We start from the raw sequence: 20157 nt of genomic DNA on the forward strand, positions 1-20157 counted from the left end.
TTTTTTAAAGAGTAAGATTAAAGCCAAATAAATATGTTTTCGGCAATGGTAGATTACGTGTACCAGAATTTGCGCTATAAACTTCTGGATCTATACGATTGCCAGCGGCACTCCAATACCAAATATTATTCATCTGGAAAGTGAATTTAGCCGAACTCATTTTTATTTTATTTGCAAAGTCTTTAGGTAAATTATAGCTCAATGAAATGTTTCTCAATTTGATGTAATCTCCATCAACAACATTTGCGCTTGAATTTCTCCATTGGCTGCTGATTGTTGATGCATAATTTCGAACACTTTCATCTAAATCTACATATAAACGGGTATTTCCATTTGGATTAGCATCTGTGTAACGATCTGCAATACCAGAAAGGTTCACAGCATCTGAATCCATTGCTAAAACTTCTTTACGCATTACATTTCCTCCAGAGAAAACAAACAAGAAATTTAAATCGAATTGTTTATACGAAAATCGCTGAGACAACGAACCTGTATAAGTTGGTGTCAAACTTCCCATATTTACTAAAGCATCTGGACTTGTAACCGATTTTATACTGGTTGAAATTGGATTTCCATTTTCGTCAAAAGTGATTGACGGATTTCCATCTTCATCCAAAATATAGGGATATCCATTAACAGTTCCGCCGTATTTGTAAGCGTATAAACTATTGTATGCTTCGTTTTCTAAAAAGTAATCAATTGGCGAGCTAACATAAACAGAAGCTGTTGATTGTGCTCTTGTTACTTTTTTTACGGTTGTTTTGTTAAAGGCTAAAACTGCATTTGAAGCTATTTTAAAACTACCATTATTAAACCATTCTGAACCTAAAGTAAATTCAACACCTTTGTTCATTAAAGCTCCTGCATTAATTCTTCTTGATAATGCACCAACTGTAGGATCTAAATCTGTTGTTGCCAATAAATCAGTGCTGTATTTGCGGTAGATGTCAATAGTACCATTTAGCTTAGTTCTGAACAAACTATAATCAATACCAAAATTGGCACTTTGAGTCTTTTCCCATCTTAACATTGGGTTTGGCTGCGATGTAATATTGGTATATTGCAGAGATTGATATAAGTTATCATTTTTGATAGTCGCTGTAATATAAGGAGTTGTGCTCTGATCTATATTTCCGTTAATACCATAAGTAGATCTTAATTTCAGCATACTCACCCATTTTACTTCTCTCATAAAATCTTCATTGCTTACATTCCATCCCAAACCAGCTGACCATAAAGGACGATTTTTGTATTTTGGATCTACTCCAAATAAATCTGCTCGGTCTACACGGTAACTTCCTGTAATGTTATATTTAGATAAATAAGTATAACTCGCCGTACTAAACATTGAAAAATAACGGTGTAATACTTCTGTTTGCGTTCTTGATAAAGCGGCCAAAGTTCTATTGCTTCCATAAATATAACTTGAAACTCCAGTTTGACTAAGCAAAAGGTTATTTAATACTGAAGAACTTAATGTTACAGGATCGTAACCATATCGTAATTGTTCGATAGTTCTTGGAACAAAAGTTTCACGCATTTCAAAACCTGCTAATGCATTAACAGAATGTTTTCCGTCGCCGAATTCCTGATTAAAATCTAATTGATTTCTAAAAGAATAATTACTTGCCTGACTGCTAGATTGTTTGTATCGTCCTCCTGCTGAAAAACCATCCACATAGGTGTAAGTATTTGTAGTTGGATTATAACCAGTTAAAGAATTAATAGCCATACGCATTCTGTACGAGTCAACAGCGTAATATTGTTCGTTATCGTTTCTTCTTAATTCATATTGAAATTGAGAATTAGCACTTAAGCCTTTCCAAATTTTAGCTTTTATATTGGCAAAAGTTCTTAAGCTTAATGAATTTTGTTTTTCAATACCTTCTTGAAGCGCATCTAAAACATTAAATTCTGTTGATTTAAAACCACTTAATCCAGCTAATTTTTCAGCAACGGCAGGATTAATAACACTACCAGAAGTAAAACCATCACTAATACCTACAAATGGCGACATCACAAGGTTTCCGTTATCGTCAGTTATACGCTCGTATCTTTTTTGGATATCATAATTTCCAAAATCACCATCTGTAACATCTTCATTGCTATAAGTTCCGTTTACTCCAAATGTAGCGTTTAGCCAATTATTTATTTGAAAACTGCTTTTAGCATAAAGGTTAAATGCTCGGCTGTTATTGAATTTTATACGATCTTTTGATTCGTCATAATTAAGAGAAACGTAAGTGTTTTGTTTACTTGTACTACCCGAAAATGCAATATTGTAGCGTTGTCTTAACTCGTTTTGCCAAACATTGTCACGATAATCCTTTATGTAATCGTTTTTTCTCCATTGTGCAATAGTGCTGTCGTAAGTCGCATTATCAATTTTTCCTTCTTCTAAATTTCTGTTCAATTGATAAAGCGGACTGTAATATTTCATACTGCTGCTTCCAATATCTCCATAACTGCTAAACATTGTAGATGTGTCTGCAAATCTGGCTCTTTCTCTATCGTAAACTGTCTGCTCAAAATCGATTAATTCGCTTGTAGATGCATAATTCATATCTCTCAAATTTGGCTTTGTAGAAATAAAAAAATCCGAATTGATGCTAACTTTTAATTTACCATTTCCTTTTTTGGTAGTTAAAACAATAATACCGTTCGCCGCTCTCGAACCATAAATAGAAGCCGCCGCCGCATCTTTTAAAACGTCAACACTTTCAATATCATACGGATTAATATCATCCAAACTTAATTCTGTTGGCAAACCATCAATTACCAAAAGCGGAGTGTAACCAACTTGAGAAGAAAAAGTTCCCATACCTCTTAATATAGGCTTATCTGAATCAGATCCAGTTACATTTTTTTGAAACATCAAACCCGCAACGCGCCCTTCAAGTGCACTTGATAAATTTGAATTGATATTTTCGTTTAATGTTTTTTCGTCAACTTTAGAAATTGCTCCAGTAAAATTACTTCTTGCAATAGTTTGGAAACCAGTAACTACAACTTCTTTCATTGTCGAAACTTTGTCATCAACAACAAGCGTCATTTCGCTTCGTCCATTAATTGTAAAAGTTTTTTTCTCAATAGTTAATCCCGAACAATCTAGTACTGCAGTTGGAGAAACTTTATCAAAAGCAAAACTTCCGTCAAAATCTGTTACACTGGTTCTATTTGTTCCCCAAATAGTTACCGTTACACCTGGAAAAGGTTCATTTCTATTATTTACTACTTTTCCTCGTATATCGATTAATCCGTTTCCCCGCTCCTCCTCTTTTGAAGCAGTTACCACAATGGTTTGATTGGCAAGATTATATTTTACACTTTGATTTCTAAAAATTTGATTTAAAGTTTCATTCAGACTAGTATTCTTAACATTAATAGTTACAGGTCTTGAATCCTTAAGCAATTTCTGAGTATAAAAAACTTCATAATTGGCTTGTTTTGCCACTTCTTTTAGAACTTTTTCAAGAGGCGCCTCTTTAAAATTGATGGTAATATTCTGAGCTTGGCCTGTATAACTGCAAAACAACATAAACAAGGCACTTAATAGAGTCAGAAAATTAAATTTAGGAATCTTTTTTTTAGTTTTTTTGTAAGGTTTTTTTGGTTGTAAATTAAATTTCATACATTTACATTTGGTTATAGTTAAACAATAGTGGACAACTTATATTGGCTATAAACTTTTATAACAACCAGAAGCATCGCAACTGCCTCTGGTTTTTTAGTTTATAGACTCAATATAATCGGTTAAACAAAAGATCTTACGGATAAACAATAATCGTTTTTCCTTCAACCTTAAATTTTATATTACTTAGCTCAAGTACTTTTAATACTTCAGACAAATTTTTATTTCTAAATGTTCCTCCGTTAAATCTCACATCTGAAACATCCCCGCGGTATTCGACTTTAATTCCGTACCAGCGTTCTAATTGTTTCATTACTGATTTCAAGTCGGCATTATCAAATTTAAATCGGCCATTTGTCCAAGCAATCGCTGCTTCGGTATCGACTTCTTTAACTGTAATTTTAGTGGAGTTCTCTGTTATATTAGATTGCTGACCTGGTTTTAAAATTGCAGTCTGATTTCTAAAAGCAACCGCAACACTTCCTTCCAACAAAGTTGTTTTTATAACCGCTTCATTGTTATAAGCATGAACATTAAAATGCGTTCCTAAAACTTGTATCTTCTGATTATCTGATTTTACGATGAAAGGTTTGCTTTTATCTTTAGCAACTTCAAAATAAGCTTCTCCTTCTAATTCTACGGTTCTTTCATCTCCATTAAATTGTGTAGGATACTTGATAGAAGAAACTGCATTTAAGAATACTTTAGTTCCATCTGCCAAAACAATATTATATTGTCCGCCTGTTGGAGTAGAAAGTGTGTTAAATGAATTTGCATTTTCTTTTGAAGAATCGGCGTTTGGATTTATCACATAAGTAATTACTCCATTGGCATCCATTTTTATGGTAACTTCATCATCTTCGCCTTCTTTTGCAATAATATCTTTTGCAGATACATCAGATAAAATAATTTGTTTTCCATTAGAAAGCGTTAAAATTCCTCTATTTCCTCCAGGAGCAATTTCTTTTGGTTTTTCAACAACTTGCATGTTTTTTTCTTCTTTTACTTCCGATTTTGTAAAATAGAATATTCCGCTGCCTAATAATAAAGCAACTGATGCTGCGACAGCAACGCGCGGCCAAAGGCTAACTACTTTTGTTTTTTGTGCCAATGGCAACCTCGATCTCAAATGCTCGTAACTATCTTCCAGTTCATACTCGCTAAGCTGTCTGTTACTATTTGAAGCTTTATGTAAATACCATGCCTCAAGTTTGTCCTTATCTTCATTAGATAAAGTTCCTTCTTGGTATTTTTGCAGCAATGCTAAGATTTCTGATTCATTCATAATTACAACACGAAATTTTGTCCCGTTTTAAATAAGACAGTTAGAAATGGGTTTTGTCATAGGCAATGACAAAAAAAAATTAAAAAAATATTATTTTTTAGTTAACAGATTAAAAGACACAAAACCTTTCTCTCTATTAATGAATAAGTTACAATCAGATTGAATCAAAAAAAATTATTAAAAAATTTGCAATAATTTTACCAGATAAAAACATTCAGCGCTGTTTTTAGTTTTTCGCGCAGAATTTTTACCGAATTATAAACCTGCTGTTTCGCCGTTTTATCTGTTATATTCAATTGATTTGAAATTTCGTCATACGAAAGTTCTTCTACTTTTCTTAGCAGAAATACTTCTCGCATTTTTTCAGGAAGTAAAGCAATTTCTTTTGCAATAATGGCTTCTAATTCTTTTTCTCGAAGTTTAGAATCTGCGAAGACATATTCGTTTTCAATAAAATTTGAAATAGAATCTGCATAACGCGAAACCACTTTTTCGTGGGCGATATGATTAAGAATTCTGTTTTTTACAGCTTTGTATAAATAAGAAGAAAGAGATCCTGTTACCGTCAATTCGTAGCGCTTGTTCCAGATGTATAAAAAAACTTCTTGAACAACGTCGTTTGCTTCATCATGACTTCCAAGCATTTTATAAGCATGATTAACGAGAATTCGGGAATACCTTTCGAAGATTTCTGTATAGGCCAATTGATCATCTTCTCGAAGAAGATTTAATAGAATATGATCAGCATATTTACTATAAACAGACATTAATTATTAAAAAGTGAGGATCAAAAACGCAATATTAAACATTTTTTATGTTAAAAGCCAAAACATTATTAAGTTTTAAAAAGCGCAAAGGATTTCGTAAACTTTTTTGCATAAATTTCAATATGATTAATCTTAATAATATTGAATTGCAGCATTATAGTTTTAAAAAAGAAGTTCCATGTTTCGTTTTTTTACCTTTTGCTTTTTTATGATTAAATTTAAGCTTAAATGAAAATTTGACAATACTACAAGAAAATTATATAAGACAGCTAGCGCCCCAAGGCTGTAATTTTAGAATAATCTAATTAGAAAATTAGATATGATTATTCATCCATTAAAAAGTTATTTATATGAGATCAGAAAATTACATGTCAGAAGAGTTTGGATTTGAAATGAATTCTTATGAGGAACAGCTATTATTAAATTATGATGATTATCTAGACGGCGATTATACCAATAGGCTAACGGCTTCTAACCATTACAATTTAGAACTTGGAGAATTAGAAGATAATCTTGAATATGATTTTCATTCAGAGTATGATGAAAATGACTGGGAAGAAGAAGATCTAAATGAAAAACCTGCAGGCGAATACGGTGAGAATGAAGAAGAGCCTGGAAGTTTTGAAATGTTAAGCTAAAAAAATAGTGTTATGAAAAATTTGTCTTTACTTCTAATTTCAATTTTCTTTTTTTCATGTCAGCAGAAGGAAAACAAAGAAGCTTCTGCTGAATCTCCAGTGCCTGTTGTTCAAAAAGAAAAAAAGCAGGAGAATAAGCAAATTGGCGACACTATCATTATGAATTTTAAGGAAGAAAATGCGTTTTTAGCAGAAGGCCATTTAGATTCTCTCAATTCAAAAGTATATGTTCAATTTAAAAATGAAGATTTGGGCGAATTAAAAGCTCAGATTATTCCAGATGCAGGAAAAGGAAATATTCGTTTTAATCAAATTATTTTTCCTGATAAAACCTCAGATGGCCCTTTTGGAATGGACATTCAAATTCCACTCAAACAAAAAGGAAATCATATTTTGGTAATTGGACATTCTTTAATGGCCGACAATCCGTATTACGGCAATTTTAAAGTGCAGTTAAACATTCAAAAAGAATAAACATTAGAATTATGCTTTAATTCTCTTTTTATTTTTTGCCCAATATGTAAGATATACAATCCCAAGAATTAGCACCAAGATATCAAATCTAATGATTTGCGGTATGCGATTGATTTGATCATTATAATAAGTTCCTCCTAAAAGAGCTCCAGAACCGATTCCGAGTTCCATCGAAATATACATCGTGGCAACTGCTTTTCCTCTATGTTCAGGATTACTCATATCAATAGTCCATGCGCTAATTGCTGGCGACAAAATACCGGTACCGACTCCGTAAATTCCAGCTCCAATCAATAACATCTCAATGTCTCTTCCTGCGCTTATTACAAAAAGAGCAATCGAAGTTATAATTAATCCAGCAAAGATCACTTTTGGTCGTCCCTGTCTGTCGGAAACTTTTCCTGCTCCAAAACGAACCATAACCGAAGCTACCGTAAAGGCCGTAAAAAATATACCTTTATTTGTCGCTCCCAGATGCTCGCTCCAATCTGGAATTAAAGTTAAGATTAATCCGAAAGCGGTATAAGATAAAAAAGTTATAATTCCGGCTGGAAATACATTTTTATCCACAATATCTTTTCTCCCAATAATGAACATTGATTTATTTAATTTCTCTTTTACTTTCAAAGTCTCTTTCATATTCATTACTATAATAATAGATAAAAAAGCCAGAAACGACGAACTGTAAAACATAACATTCATTCCGTAAGCATTTACAATCATACTTCCTACTGCTGGACCAAGTGCTCCTCCAATACTGAAACATAATCCGTGCATTCCGAGTGCTTCTCCCCATCTTTTCTGCGGAATAATATCTGCTACATAAGCCGATGTTGATGTTGGTTTAAATCCAGTTGAAAAACCATGAACCAAACGCAGAAATAAAAATCCAGAAACTGAACTTAAAATTGGGTAAAGAAATCCGCATACCACACATACCGAAGATCCAATTGCCATAACAGGAACACGTCCCCATTTATCTGTTAGCTTACCGCTAAAAGGGCGAGAAATTGCTGCTGTTAATGTGAATAAGGAAATAATAAGTCCTTTGTATTCTGCACCTCCTAAACTGCTTAAATAATTAGGAAGTTCTGGTATCATCATATTAAAGCTTGATGAAAATAATAGGGAACTCAAACAAAGTAAAATGAATTGTAAGGTATAAATTGATTTTTCGTTTTGTGACATTATGGGCAAAAAAATAGAGAATTATAATTTGTAATTTTTAGAATAATTCCAATTGATTATTTGGGTTGTTTGGTTTCTTTTTTGGTGGCTTTGCATCTCCAAAAACGGTCTTTCCTCCATATTTGTATGATTCTGCTCTTTCTCTTTGAATTAAAGCATCAAAATTGGAATTGGGTGTAAAACTTTCTTCTGCTTTCCGCGAAATTTCAGATAATTTATGGATTGCATTTATTTTATCGCTGTTGCCAATTTTGGCACGATTAATTGCTCTTTGCAAAGTATCGATTGTTTCATCATAAATTTTAACGGGAACAGGAAACGGATGTCCGTCTTTTCCTCCATGGGCAAATGAAAAACGTGCAGGATCTTCAAATCTGGTTGGAGTTCCATAAATTATTTCGCTAACCAAAGCTAATGATTGCAAAGCTCTTGGTCCCATTCCTTTTAAAAGTAAAAGTTCTTCAAAATCTTCCGGTTTATTTTCATGAGTTGTCCAAAGCATTGCTCCAAGCCTTTTCATGTTCACATCTTCCATTCTCACATCATGATGCGCTGGCATAGAAAGATGCTGCATTTCTTTTATAATTTTCCTTGGAGATTCTTTTACCAACTCTAAAATTCCTTCTCTAGATTTTGTTGCGGCGTCGGCGGTAAGATTCAAGATATTCCCTTGATTTTCTCCATAAATAAAAGTATGTGGCTCATTTATAAAAGACTTCAAATCTTGTGAATGCCAGTGATATCTTCTTGCTGTTTGAGAATTCGGATTCATTCCCTGCTGAATTACTGCCCATTGTCCTTTATTATCAACAATAAAATTATGCTGATACAACTGGAATCCGTCCTGAATGGCTGTATTATCGACTTTTGCTGTTAGTCGGCTGCAGCTGGCAAGATTAATTCCGTCAAGACCCGTTTTTTCTCCCACAAATAAAAGTTCTTGTGGTGTTAGCATAGAGTGTTTTCCTTTTCCTCCGCAAATATAAATTCCGAGTTCTTTTGAATGCGGATTTACAGCTTTTTTTAATGCGCCTAGCACAGAAGTTGTGATTCCAGATGAATGCCAGTCCATTCCCATAACTGCACCAAAACTCTGAAACCAAAAAGGATTGCTTAATTTACTGATAACTTCAGCAGTAGAAAATTCCATTGCAATGGTTTCTACAATTGCAAAGCCAAGTTTAGACATTCGTTCGGCAAGCCATAATGGAACATGTCCATAATGTAGTGGGAGATCTGCTGTGCCTGAACGTTTCATTTTCTAAGATTTGTATTTTGCAAAAATACGCAAAATACTATAAAGCATTTGTTTCTGCTTAGCAAATAAAAAAAGCCTCAAACAACAGGTGCTTAAGGCTTTTCGCAAAAATGAACTACTTATATTATTACATCATAAAAAACAGAGCTCTCTGAAGCACTTCGAGTTCTTTTTCATGCATTTTATTTTTACCGAATTTCTTTTTAGATAGTTTTGGAAGTAAAGTCGCAGGTTTTCTTAAATACATTTTCAAGTCTTCAAAAATTTCTGTTTTATTTTTTGAAGCATCAATTAATAGTAAGTCCTTGATTTCTTCTATCATAGATAAACCATTATACAGATGTTTACTGAATAAACAAACTATAAAATTTGAATGTAACCCTCCTAGTTCGAAAAAGTCCAACAACTCTGAATATTCATATACTACAAATACAGAATGATCAAAGTTCGTTGCTTTATTTTCATTTTTCAACAAAAAGGAATCTTCAGAAAATTCAAATTCATCTTTAAATTTTCTTTTAAACATCTTTAGAAAAACCCCTTTATTATCGCGAACTAAAACTCTTTCTTTTTTAACCATCACTTAAAAATTAGCATTTATTTTTTCCTACAATCGATTATAACACACATTGTTTGAGCTTCAGCATGATCTCACACCGAAACTCCATAGAAATAAATAATCCCTCTATTCCTTCGAATAAGGAACCAAAAGATATATTTATAACTGAACTTGAACTTTACTCCGTTTTGGAGCAAAATGACCAGATCAGTAAACAAACGCCTATATGTAAACGAACTTTTCAAAAAATTAAATTGATGATTAATCACAAACCGCCGTGATTGAAAATTTTGTAACTAAAGTTTAAAACGAATTAAATAATACAAATCAATAATAAAGGATGATAGAAAAGATTGTCTGCAATAGTTTTAAGACTGCCAAATTGCAGTCAAAAAATGCAAATCAATAATTTAGGAGTATAAAAGAATGTTTTACTACAATCTATAATTTAAAATAAATCCAAAAGTATTGAGCTCGATAACTTAGTCGTGCCCAATACTTCCGAATTTAAATTATAATCGCGTAAACTTTTTAACTACTGTTTATTTTACTTGTTGTAGGTGTTTAAGTAAAAAATGAAAGTAACAAATAGGGTTGGTTTATTTCGTGTAAACAGCAGGCTTATTGGATATAATCCATAAGCAATCAAGAAAAAATCTAACTAAAAATAATAAATTCTAAACGCCAACATTAACATTTGGAGTTTCATTAGAACTCAAAGTTTTTAGCTTTTTAATTTTATCATTCAATTTTAGAACTCTGTCCAATTGTTTTTGTTGAATAGTATATTTAGTATAGTACTTATACCACTCTTTTCCGATAAAAAAGGTTGTCACAGAAACTCCTGTAAGCAAGCCTATTAGGTAATTATTAATGTCCATGATTCTATTAGTTTATTAGTTTAATTTTAAGTTTAATATTTAGTTTATTTTATTAGTTTAAAAAGCATTTTTATCTCCTTTTAGAGTTACAATAACAGTCAAAAAACAAATTTTAATGTCTTTGATTAGGCTCCAGCGCTGCACATATTCGATGTCTGTTGTAACGCGTCGTTTCATATCGGATACTCTTTTGGTTTCTCCTCTAAGACCCGAAACTTGAGCTAAACCTGTAATTCCTGGTTTTACAAAATGGCGTACCATAAAATTATTAATGTGGTCATTGTAATCTGATGTGTGCTTAATCATGTGTGGACGTGGCCCAACAACACTCATATTTCCAATTAAAACATTAAAAAATTGCGGCATTTCATCTAAACTTGTTCTGCGGATAAATTTTCCGATGGGTGTAATTCTGCTGTCTCCTTTTTGAGCTTGCTTACTTTCATCGCCAGAATTCATATACATACTTCTAAATTTATAACACCAGAAATGCTGATTCTTTTTACCTGTTCGCATTTGTCTAAACAGAACCGGTCCTTTGCTTTGTTTTTTAATAATAATGGCCAATAATGGATACAGCCATGACAAGATGAAAACAATCACCAAAATGCTGAAAATAAGATCGAATATTCTTTTTGCCAATCGATTATATGCATTTTGTAAAGGTTCGAAACGGGGCTTTATAACATGAAAATTATTTAAATGTGTCGAGTTGAAATGTTTTTTTGAAATGGAAGAGAAATCTGGAACAAATTTCAAACGCATACAATGTTTGTCTCCAAGCTCAAAAAAATCATTCAAATCTGAAATAAAATCAGGTTTCGAAACGATATATAATTCATTAATGTCATCATTAGATGCTTTGTGGATTGCTGTGCATAAAGCTTCTGTAAAATCTTTGTTGTTTGTGTACTCAACCGAAGAATTTTCGTTAAGAATACCAACAAAATTGATAAAGAAAGAATTGCTTTCTAAATGAGAAGCCAACTCAATACTGGTTTTATTAAATCCCCAGATTGCAACAGTATATTGTTTAAAAACCCACCCTTTTATTTTTCCAATTACCAGCGTAAACAAAATTCTTGACAGCAAAAAATAAGACAACAGAAAACTCAATTGAATTAAATTTGCCTTTGTGCCAAAGAAATACAAAACATCATCCTGAAAAATGAAAATATAACTATGCCATAAAACTCTTTGCGTAAAGAAAGCACGCCAGCTGTTTCGGAAAAATTCATCTAAACTAAAAAGAACGTCTACTCTATACAATTGAAAATAAGTAACTGAAAACAACCAACTTAAAATTGTAATCGGAATCATTTTATTAAGAAACAAAGCATTCCAGCCCACTTTTTCTTCAATCGCAAAATTCAAAAATATCATTGTGCCGAGTACCATCGCAATCATGTCTGCAAAGGCACAACACATTATGAAAGTAAATTTATGTCTGTTTCGCATTTTTTATTTTTTTCAATAAATTATAACCTAATGCTCCAATTAAACTTCCTGCAATTCCATAAAAAACATCCATAAAATCAGGGCTTCTTCTTTCTATTATAAACTGGCCTCCTTCTGCTATACATGCGATCACTCCTGCAATACCAATATTTTGTATAAAACTTAAATTTTTAAAATAATCCACATTGTTTTCTGTATATGCTTCTAACAAAAAACCTACAGCCAAAAAAGGAACAGCAGTACGCAAATTGTAATAATGATTGCTCCAATTTAAAAGCCATCTTGGCAAATAGTGCTCACTAGCAAAACCAGGATCAGGCAGCCACGAAAAATAAAAGACGGCACCAATAACTAAAAGCAGTAAAACCAGAACTATTTTATGAATCATTTTATACTATTTGATTTAGTATATTTTTAGGCTTCTTTTATTTTAAGGCCTCTTTTATACCAAGGTTTCTTTATTCCAGATTCTCGATACTGATAACCATAACTTACGCCATAATTATAGCCATATCCGTAAGCGGTTTTCAGATTTACTCCGTTTATAACAACCCCGACATTTTTTAGCTGACCTTTTTTAATGAAATTGTTTATATGAACTAAATTACTTTTGTCTGTATAATCATATTTTACCACAAATACGGTTACGTCTGCCAAATGGCTGAAATTTAACGTATCAGATACGATTTGAACTGGCGCAGTATCCAAAATGATAAAATCATAAAGTGTTTTTGCTTCTTCAATTAAGGATTCAAAATTTGAATTGGTTATTAATTGAGATGGATTAGGCGGCGCTTCTCCCGCAAATAAAACATCTATATTTTTAGAAAAATTATTCTCTTTATGAAGAAACTCTTTCCAGTCATCTGCTTTATTGGCTAAGAAATTTGAAAGTCCTGGCACGTTTCTGTCAACATTGAAATAATCGTGCAACTGAGGATTTCTTAAATCTACACCAATCAATAATGTTTTCTTGTTCAAATTACTGCTTGTTATCGCACTGTGAAAAGCACAAAAGGATTTTCCTTCGCCTTGAATAGCCGATGTAAAAAGTACTACTCTTCCTCGATTTTCTTCTTTCCTAGGCAGTAAATAGGATATATTAGATGCTAAAGCTCTCGAGGCTTCTGCAATCATAGAACGAGAAGTAGCGGTGTTGTCTAGCTTGTCGTTTGTGCTTATTTTAGGAATATGCCCCAAAATAGGGATATTGCTAATTATTTTTTGGATGTCTTCCTCGTTATGCACTTTGGTATCAAAGAATAAACGAACGTAGGTAATTCCGAAAGGAACCAGCAACCCAAACATAAATGCTCCAAGCATAAATACTTTTGGTTGCGGAAAAATTGCAGAATAATTGGTTTCTGGCGCATTTAGAGTTTTTAAATTTGATTCTAAAATGGCACCGTTTAAAACTGCTTCTTCTTTCTTTTGTAATAATGCTACATACGTTTCTGCTTTTAGACTAAGATTGCTATTGATTCTACCCAATACTTTATCGTTTGTTGGAATGCTTTTTACTTTTGCTTCAGCAATACTTTGCTCTTCTCTATTTACTCTACTGTTTTGATTTAGAAAATTCAAATAACCTTCTAAAGTATTTAAAATTTCTTGTTTTTGAGTTTTCAGTTGCGTCATCAAACTGATGTATGCCGGATTGTTTTTCTGCGCTCTTTCTAAGATTAATTGGCTTTCCATCAGTTTTGCGTTGTAATTAACAAGCATTTGATTAACAGTCGGCGAATCTAAATTATAATCTGTTCCTAAAGTTTGCGTAGGCCCAGATTGTTTAATGTCATTAATTGCAAAAGAGGCTTGTGATATCTGTCTTTCATTAATAGAAGCGGTTTCTTTTTTCTGAGTTCTATCAGCTGTTTTTTCAACAATATAATTGTCCATTACGCCAATATCATTGTTTTGCAGATATCTTTCTTTTTCACTTTCAATAGAATCTTTTTCTTTGGTAAAACTTTTAATTCTTTGATTCAAATAAGAAACTGTATTTCTAAATACTTTCTGTTTATTGAGCACAATATTTTTATCCAATAAAACAATAATTTCATTCAATATTTTTCTAGAACGGTCTGGAGTTGATCCAATATGTTTTAACTCGATGACACCTTTTGCAGTTTGATCAGATGCAACAAGAAGCGATGATTTTAAGTTTTTTAAAGCAATAGCTGTCGGTTCAAGAGTTACTTTATATTCTTTGTCAAAATAAAGCGACGGATTCTTTTTTGCTTTCGCAGATAATTGGATTTTAAATGGCAAACCTTTTACAGCTTCGTTTCCTTTATATCCTTTAACGGTATAGCTGTTTTCTGTATCTGTTTCTGTTACAACAAATCCTTTTTCATTTATTTTAATTTCATAAGAAACTAGCGGAAGCGAATCATTAGAAACAGTTGGTATTAAAGCAAAAGGCAATACATTTATATAATTGTTCTGAACTGTGTAAACCTTTTCGTAATAGCTGTAATTTAAATTCAAATTCTTAACTACGTCCAACAAAAATTCATTAGAAGTCATTAATCTTATTTCGTCTTCTAAATTATCTTCACTACTGGTTTTATCTGTACTGATGGTAATAATTTTTGTTTTGTCTTCTTGTTTTTTGTCAATCAAGATTGTAGCTGAAGTTTCGTATGTTGGCGGAACAATTTTTATAAAAATAAAAGCGGCTCCAACAAATAAAATTAAGCTAAGTAAAAACCAAGGCCAATAACGTAAATACTTTAAAAATTCTTTTTTAAAATCCATAACTATTTATATTAATTCAGTCGCGTTAATAACAATAAGTGTATTTCTAAAATCCTTACTGTTTTTAATTATTTACAATTAATAAAATCACTGCTGTAAGAGAAGCTGCAATACCCAATACTTGTATCGGATCTTTTATTAGACCTCCACTATTTACTTTCAGTTTATTTGCTTCTACGATTATAACATCATTTTGTCTTATTCTATAATTCGGATTTGACATCCAAGAAGCAGTCGTTAAATCAACATGAAAAACCAAACGTTTTCCGTCTACTTCTCTAATCAGTTTAACATCTTTACGAATTGCAGAATAGGTTAAATCTCCAGCCAATCCAATAGCATCAAGCAGACTGATTGATTCTTCACTAAAAGGTTTTACTCCAGGAGCATTTACTTCTCCCAAAATGGTAAACTTGTTGTTCAGCACTCTACATTGAACTGTTGGATTTACCAGATAATTTTCGTTTATAAGACGTTCTTTTATTTTGATTTCTACATTGGCTGGAGTTAAACCTCCAACTTTCACTTCATTCAAAATTGGCATCATAATATTTCCCTGCGGATTAACCAAATAACCTGATAACCTCATCATTTCTACAGATGTTTGTCCATTAGTTGCTGAAGTCATATTAAATGGCGCAGCCACTACTGGATTAATATCACCAATATCTATTTTTAAGATATCGTTAGGCTGTATTTTAGGCGATGTATAATTTAAAGTTGAGTTTGCATAACTGTCCAAATCTTGTAAATACAGCATTTCTTTCTTGGTCGTACAAGATTCAAGCATTAATAAAATCAATAAAATTATAGGAAAGAAAAATTTCTTCATTTTAATCGGTATATATAGTTCATTAATTACTCTAAATTCTATTGGGATAAATAACTAAAATGAATAGTATTTATCTTTTTATTAATGAGCAATGTACTGCCTCAAAGCCATACTCTTTTTAAGAAATACAGCCTGAACTGCAGTTAAACCATGATATTTATAGATTTTATAATCTTCATTCAGTACTTCAAGAGCCGTTTTAAAACTGGTACTCATACCTCCCATTCTCATCTTTACAATATACTTGTCGATGTAACTCATCTTGATTTTATATTTGTACAAGTAGCGAAGCAAAAATTCGGTATCAGACGCTATTTTAAAGTCAAGGTTGTATAAACCATGTTTATCGATTATATCTTTTTTCAAATAAACTGTTGGATGCAGAGGCAGCCATCCGCCTTTTACTTTTTTAAGACTAAAAACGCCACCAATTCTATCACGAACCAAACGTTCGTCTGTATCGTTGGTCACGTAAACACCGTCACCATAAATACCATCTATCGAAGAATCGGCATTAAAACGAGCAGCAATTCTTGAAATAGCTTTTTTATCAAAAAACTCATCGTCAGAATGCATAAGTCCAATTACATCTCCGGTTGCCAGTTTTAATCCTTTGTTTATTGCGTCGTACATACCTTTATCAGGTTCAGAAATAAATTGGCTTATTTTGTCACGATAAGACTCAATAATTTCTTTTGTTCCGTCTTTAGAATTGCCATCAACAATTATGTATTCGATATCAGGATAATTTTGAGACAATACACTTTTGATCGCTTTTTCAATCGTAGCTTTTCTGTTATAACAGACTGTGATTATGGTAATTCTCATAATAATTACATTTTAAGGTGAAAATTTTTCATAATTATAAGGTAAAGCTAAAACAAAAGAATGCCACTAAAAAAAGTTCTCGACGAAGCACCACAATCCTCGTTAAAACCCTAATTTTTGAATATTAATGTCCTTAATAAGGAAATTTTGAAAAAGAAATTTATTGATTTAACAATAACTTTTCGAAATAACTAATTGTCGAAACCAAGCCCTCGCGCAATTGAATTTTAGGTTCCCAGCCGTTCAATTTATTTTTTGCCAAAGAAATATCTGGCTGTCTTTGTTTTGGATCATCTTGCGGAAGATCTAAATAAATAATTTTAGATTTTGAATTGGTCAGGTCAATAATAGCTTGCGCCAATTCTAGCATGGTAAACTCATTTGGATTTCCTAAGTTAACTGGTCCTAAAAAATCTTTTTCAGAATTCATCATTCTTACCATACCTTCAACTAAATCATCAACGTATTGAAAAGATCGTGTTTGCAATCCATCGCCAAAAATTGTAATGTCTTTTCCTTGCAAAGCCTGAACAATAAAATTCGAAACCACTCTTCCGTCTGCTGGATTCATATTTGGCCCGTAGGTATTAAAGATTCTGATAATTTTGATTGCCACTTTATTTTGATTGTGATAATCCATAAATAAAGTTTCTGCGCATCGTTTTCCTTCATCATAACAGGAACGAATACCAATTGGATTAACATGTCCCCAATAATTTTCGGTTTGAGGATGCACCAAAGGATCTCCATAAACTTCACTCGTACTGGCTTGAAGCACTTTAGCATTTACACGTTTTGCCAATCCTAACACATTAATTGCTCCCATTACAGAAGTTTTTATCGTTTTTATCGGATTATATTGGTAATGTACAGGAGACGCAGGACAAGCTAGATTATAAATTTCGTCAACTTCGGCATAGTATGATTCTGTTATGTCATGACGAACCATTTCGAAATAAGGATTATCCAGCAATTCTATGATATTAGATTTTGCACCAGTAAAATAATTGTCTAAACAAATTACTTCATTGCCCTCACTTAATAACCTTTTGCACAAATGAGATCCTACAAAACCAGCTCCTCCTGTTATCAGTATTCTTTTCATTTTTTAATTCTATTTGTTTTTGATTAAATCAATTTTAGTTTGAATTTGAAAAAAGTAATGTGACTTAAAGCGCGCCAGATAAAATCCTTCTTTGCCATCTAAAAAGCCTAATTTTAAAAAGTAAGCGCCCATAAAATACACAACCGGAAGTAATCCTGTATTAAGAAGTCCGTATTTTATTTTTTGATTTAAAGATAAAAGCGTGTTTTTAGATTGCTTAAGCTGTAAATATCTTTGCGCTTCCCAAGTAGAATAAGCGTTGTGCTTATCGATATAATGCTCTAAATTTTTAAAATCCTTATGAATCACTTTTGCCGAAATAAGTCCAACTTTACCTTCAATAATAGGATGTTCGTGCACTTCCATATCTAAATGGCTCCATAAATCTTCTTCGATTTTTTCGTAAGCTCCTTTAGATTTTTTAAAAAGAGCCGACTTTTTAAATCCATAACCATATTTCAGTTTTCGCCCCATAAAGTAGTTTTCAAACTGAATTGTATAGCCGTTATAATTAGGATCTTGGGTTTTTATTGCTATTTCGTTGACAAATTCGTCAGTAACAAATTCATCAGCGTCAAGAAATAAAATCCATTCGTTGAGAAGATTTGCATTTTGAAGCGCCCAATTTCGTTTTTTTGGAAATTTTCCATTCCAATTAAATTGCAGCACTTCTGCTCCCATAGCAGTTGCTATAGTTATAGTATCATCAGTACTTCCAGAATCAACTATAATTACTTGAGAAAATCGCTTTAATTTATCCAAACATGATGGTAAATTCTTAGCTTCGTTCTTAACAGAAACGATTACGGAAATAGGAATTTTATTCAAAGCTTCTAGATTTTATAAATTTTGCAGGATTACCCGCTACAATAGTATTTTTCTCGACATTTTTTGTCACTAAACTTCCCGCGCCTACAATGGCATTTTCGCCAATTGTCACTCCAGGCATGATTATAGCCCTTACACCAATAAAAACACCTTTTTGTATGGTAATTTTCTTTGTTATTAAATTCATTTCAGGCTTATTAAAAGCATGAGTTCCAGTACATAAATATACTTCTTGACCAACAGTGGCGTGTTCAAAAATTTCTACAACTCCAAGTGTGTAAGCATTGGCACGGTCTCCAAGACAGGCAAAATCATGTAAAATTAGATTCCACGGAATTTGAATTCTTGCTCTTTGGTGCACAAATGGTTTTCCGTAAATTTTACATCCAAACAATTTGAGCCAAAATAATCTCCACCGATTAGCGGGTTTTGGTGTCCAACTGCAAAACAATAACCAGACATATTCCCAAAGTATCATTTTAATTCGCTGCGAAAATGTCCAAGGCGAATCGTAAGGGGAATTCTGTGAATATTCTTGTTCCATTGTTTTTATTGTTTGATTTTGATTGACTCGAATTCGTTTAAAAATTCAGCCGCTAACTTTTCATTAGAATGTGTGTCGTTTACCATCAATCCAGCTCTAGCTAAATCATTGATTCGACCTGGATTTTCTATTAGATCTCTCAAATAGCCATTCAAAATTTCTACTCGATTTTCTACTCGATGATCGAAACACAAACCGTTTTGTTCATGAATTAAAAAATCTTTGAAACAATCTAAATTGGAAACAATAGTTGCACAGCCCCAACTCATGGCTTCTAAAGGTGAAACTCCAAATGTTTCTCCTTGTTCTGCTACCGACGGATATACAAAAATTGAGGCTCTTGCATAGATTTCGTTTAATTTCTCGATATCAAAAACAGGCTCAAGAAATCTTACATTGCTGTTTATTGCCAAAACTTTTAATTCATGCAGATAAGATTCTCCGCCTCCTCCCGTTTCTGTAGAATAAGGCCCTACAATAAGTAACTGCCAGCCTTTAGCATCCATAGCAGCAAATGCTTCAATTAAAATATCTAAACCTTTTTCTGGATGAATTCTTCCAGTGTAAAGTATAGTTTTTTCTTTTTTCGAAAAATCAATAGTTTTTGAATTTCTAAAAGGCAATGTATTCGGAATCATTACCACTTTATCAAAATATTCTTGTTTGATTTCGTCTTTTATTGCTTTTGCAACTGGGCTCGAATTAGCTCTTAATCTGGCACTTTTTGTGTAAAATCTCATTTGCCCTTTTGGCATTCTGGCCACATCAATCACGCACTTTTTCTTTTGATTAGAAGGCAGGAGAATTGGCAACCAAAAAGTATTAGAAACAATAATATCTGTGCTTTTTGATATTTTTCGAACTGCTTTTAAAGTGTAAAAAAAATCCAGAACCTTAAGAACAATTCCTGATGATGGCACTTTATAACCTTTAACTCTTATGTGATTGATTCCGCCATCATTTTCAACATCTGAAAACCCTTTATATGATTTGGAAATATAATTTACTTCGTGCCCTTTATTAACAAATTCTTTTGCCAAACCATACCACATTTTTTCTACAGCTCCGCCCAGCAAAGGAGGTACAGGAAAAAAGGCACCTTGAACTATTGTTATTTTCAT

The 20157-nt window shown here is 32.4% G+C and carries 18 protein-coding genes; 2 read left to right on the forward strand and 16 right to left on the reverse strand.

Features of this window, described 5'->3' with window-relative positions:
* Positions 1 to 4 precede the first annotated feature (4 nt).
* The 3 genes from OD917_RS01245 to OD917_RS01255 form a co-directional block, all read right to left on the reverse strand.
* Positions 5 to 3631 (reverse strand): SusC/RagA family TonB-linked outer membrane protein, encoded by a 3627-nt coding sequence (locus tag OD917_RS01245; protein WP_263521728.1) that lies wholly within the window; start codon positions 3629 to 3631, stop codon positions 5 to 7.
* A 136-nt stretch (positions 3632 to 3767) separates the two neighbouring features.
* On the reverse strand, positions 3768 to 4916 hold the full coding sequence (locus OD917_RS01250; protein WP_263521729.1) for a FecR family protein: 1149 nt from the start codon (positions 4914 to 4916) through the stop codon (positions 3768 to 3770).
* Positions 4917 to 5113: 197 nt separating this feature from the next.
* A complete protein-coding gene (locus OD917_RS01255) occupies positions 5114 to 5683 on the reverse strand; it encodes an RNA polymerase sigma factor (RefSeq protein WP_263521730.1) in 570 nt (189 codons plus the stop codon).
* A 350-nt stretch (positions 5684 to 6033) separates the two neighbouring features.
* Between OD917_RS01255 and OD917_RS01260 the strand changes: the two genes are divergently transcribed.
* Together OD917_RS01260 and OD917_RS01265 are read left to right on the forward strand one after the other, a co-directional pair.
* Positions 6034 to 6321 (forward strand): hypothetical protein, encoded by a 288-nt coding sequence (locus OD917_RS01260; RefSeq protein WP_263521731.1) that lies wholly within the window; start codon positions 6034 to 6036, stop codon positions 6319 to 6321.
* Positions 6322 to 6333: 12 nt separating this feature from the next.
* Positions 6334 to 6795, forward strand: coding sequence for a hypothetical protein (locus OD917_RS01265; RefSeq protein WP_263521732.1), 462 nt, complete (start codon positions 6334 to 6336; stop codon positions 6793 to 6795).
* Between the two features lie 9 nt (positions 6796 to 6804).
* Here the strand turns inward: OD917_RS01265 and OD917_RS01270 are convergent, their stop codons facing one another.
* The 13 genes from OD917_RS01270 to OD917_RS01330 all read right to left on the reverse strand — a co-directional run bounded on the left by OD917_RS01270 (position 6805) and on the right by OD917_RS01330 (position 20157).
* The gene (locus tag OD917_RS01270) at positions 6805 to 7983 is read right to left on the reverse strand and encodes an MFS transporter (protein WP_263521733.1); all 1179 of its coding nucleotides are present in this window, start codon (positions 7981 to 7983) and stop codon (positions 6805 to 6807) included.
* A 37-nt stretch (positions 7984 to 8020) separates the two neighbouring features.
* Positions 8021 to 9241 (reverse strand): DUF763 domain-containing protein, encoded by a 1221-nt coding sequence (locus tag OD917_RS01275; RefSeq protein ID WP_263521734.1) that lies wholly within the window; start codon positions 9239 to 9241, stop codon positions 8021 to 8023.
* Positions 9242 to 9368: 127 nt separating this feature from the next.
* Positions 9369 to 9821 (reverse strand): hypothetical protein, encoded by a 453-nt coding sequence (locus OD917_RS01280; RefSeq protein ID WP_263521735.1) that lies wholly within the window; start codon positions 9819 to 9821, stop codon positions 9369 to 9371.
* A gap of 656 nt (positions 9822 to 10477) precedes the next feature.
* The gene (locus tag OD917_RS01285) at positions 10478 to 10681 is read right to left on the reverse strand and encodes a hypothetical protein (RefSeq protein WP_263521736.1); all 204 of its coding nucleotides are present in this window, start codon (positions 10679 to 10681) and stop codon (positions 10478 to 10480) included.
* 57 nt (positions 10682 to 10738) lie between these two features.
* Positions 10739 to 12139, reverse strand: coding sequence for an exopolysaccharide biosynthesis polyprenyl glycosylphosphotransferase (locus OD917_RS01290; RefSeq protein ID WP_263521737.1), 1401 nt, complete (start codon positions 12137 to 12139; stop codon positions 10739 to 10741).
* On the reverse strand, positions 12123 to 12527 hold the full coding sequence (locus OD917_RS01295) for a VanZ family protein (protein ID WP_263521738.1): 405 nt from the start codon (positions 12525 to 12527) through the stop codon (positions 12123 to 12125). The genes OD917_RS01290 and OD917_RS01295 overlap by 17 nt, the downstream gene beginning before the upstream one ends.
* A gap of 26 nt (positions 12528 to 12553) precedes the next feature.
* The gene (locus OD917_RS01300) at positions 12554 to 14899 is read right to left on the reverse strand and encodes a GumC family protein (protein WP_263521739.1); all 2346 of its coding nucleotides are present in this window, start codon (positions 14897 to 14899) and stop codon (positions 12554 to 12556) included.
* 64 nt (positions 14900 to 14963) lie between these two features.
* Positions 14964 to 15731 (reverse strand): polysaccharide biosynthesis/export family protein, encoded by a 768-nt coding sequence (locus tag OD917_RS01305; RefSeq protein ID WP_263521740.1) that lies wholly within the window; start codon positions 15729 to 15731, stop codon positions 14964 to 14966.
* An 81-nt stretch (positions 15732 to 15812) separates the two neighbouring features.
* Positions 15813 to 16559 (reverse strand): glycosyltransferase family 2 protein, encoded by a 747-nt coding sequence (locus OD917_RS01310; protein WP_263521741.1) that lies wholly within the window; start codon positions 16557 to 16559, stop codon positions 15813 to 15815.
* A 160-nt stretch (positions 16560 to 16719) separates the two neighbouring features.
* Positions 16720 to 17664 carry a UDP-glucuronic acid decarboxylase family protein gene (locus OD917_RS01315; RefSeq protein WP_263521742.1) on the reverse strand — a complete coding sequence of 315 codons (945 nt, stop codon included), beginning with the start codon at positions 17662 to 17664 and terminating at the stop codon, positions 16720 to 16722.
* Between the two features lie 9 nt (positions 17665 to 17673).
* Positions 17674 to 18492, reverse strand: coding sequence for a glycosyltransferase family 2 protein (locus OD917_RS01320; protein ID WP_263521743.1), 819 nt, complete (start codon positions 18490 to 18492; stop codon positions 17674 to 17676).
* The gene (locus tag OD917_RS01325; RefSeq protein ID WP_263521744.1) at positions 18485 to 19036 is read right to left on the reverse strand and encodes a DapH/DapD/GlmU-related protein; all 552 of its coding nucleotides are present in this window, start codon (positions 19034 to 19036) and stop codon (positions 18485 to 18487) included. Before OD917_RS01325 ends, OD917_RS01320 begins: the two co-directional genes overlap by 8 nt.
* A gap of 5 nt (positions 19037 to 19041) precedes the next feature.
* Positions 19042 to 20157, reverse strand: coding sequence for a glycosyltransferase family 4 protein (locus tag OD917_RS01330; protein WP_263521745.1), 1116 nt, complete (start codon positions 20155 to 20157; stop codon positions 19042 to 19044).

The organism is Flavobacterium sp. SH_e (assembly GCF_025717045.1).
Classification (GTDB): domain Bacteria; phylum Bacteroidota; class Bacteroidia; order Flavobacteriales; family Flavobacteriaceae; genus Flavobacterium.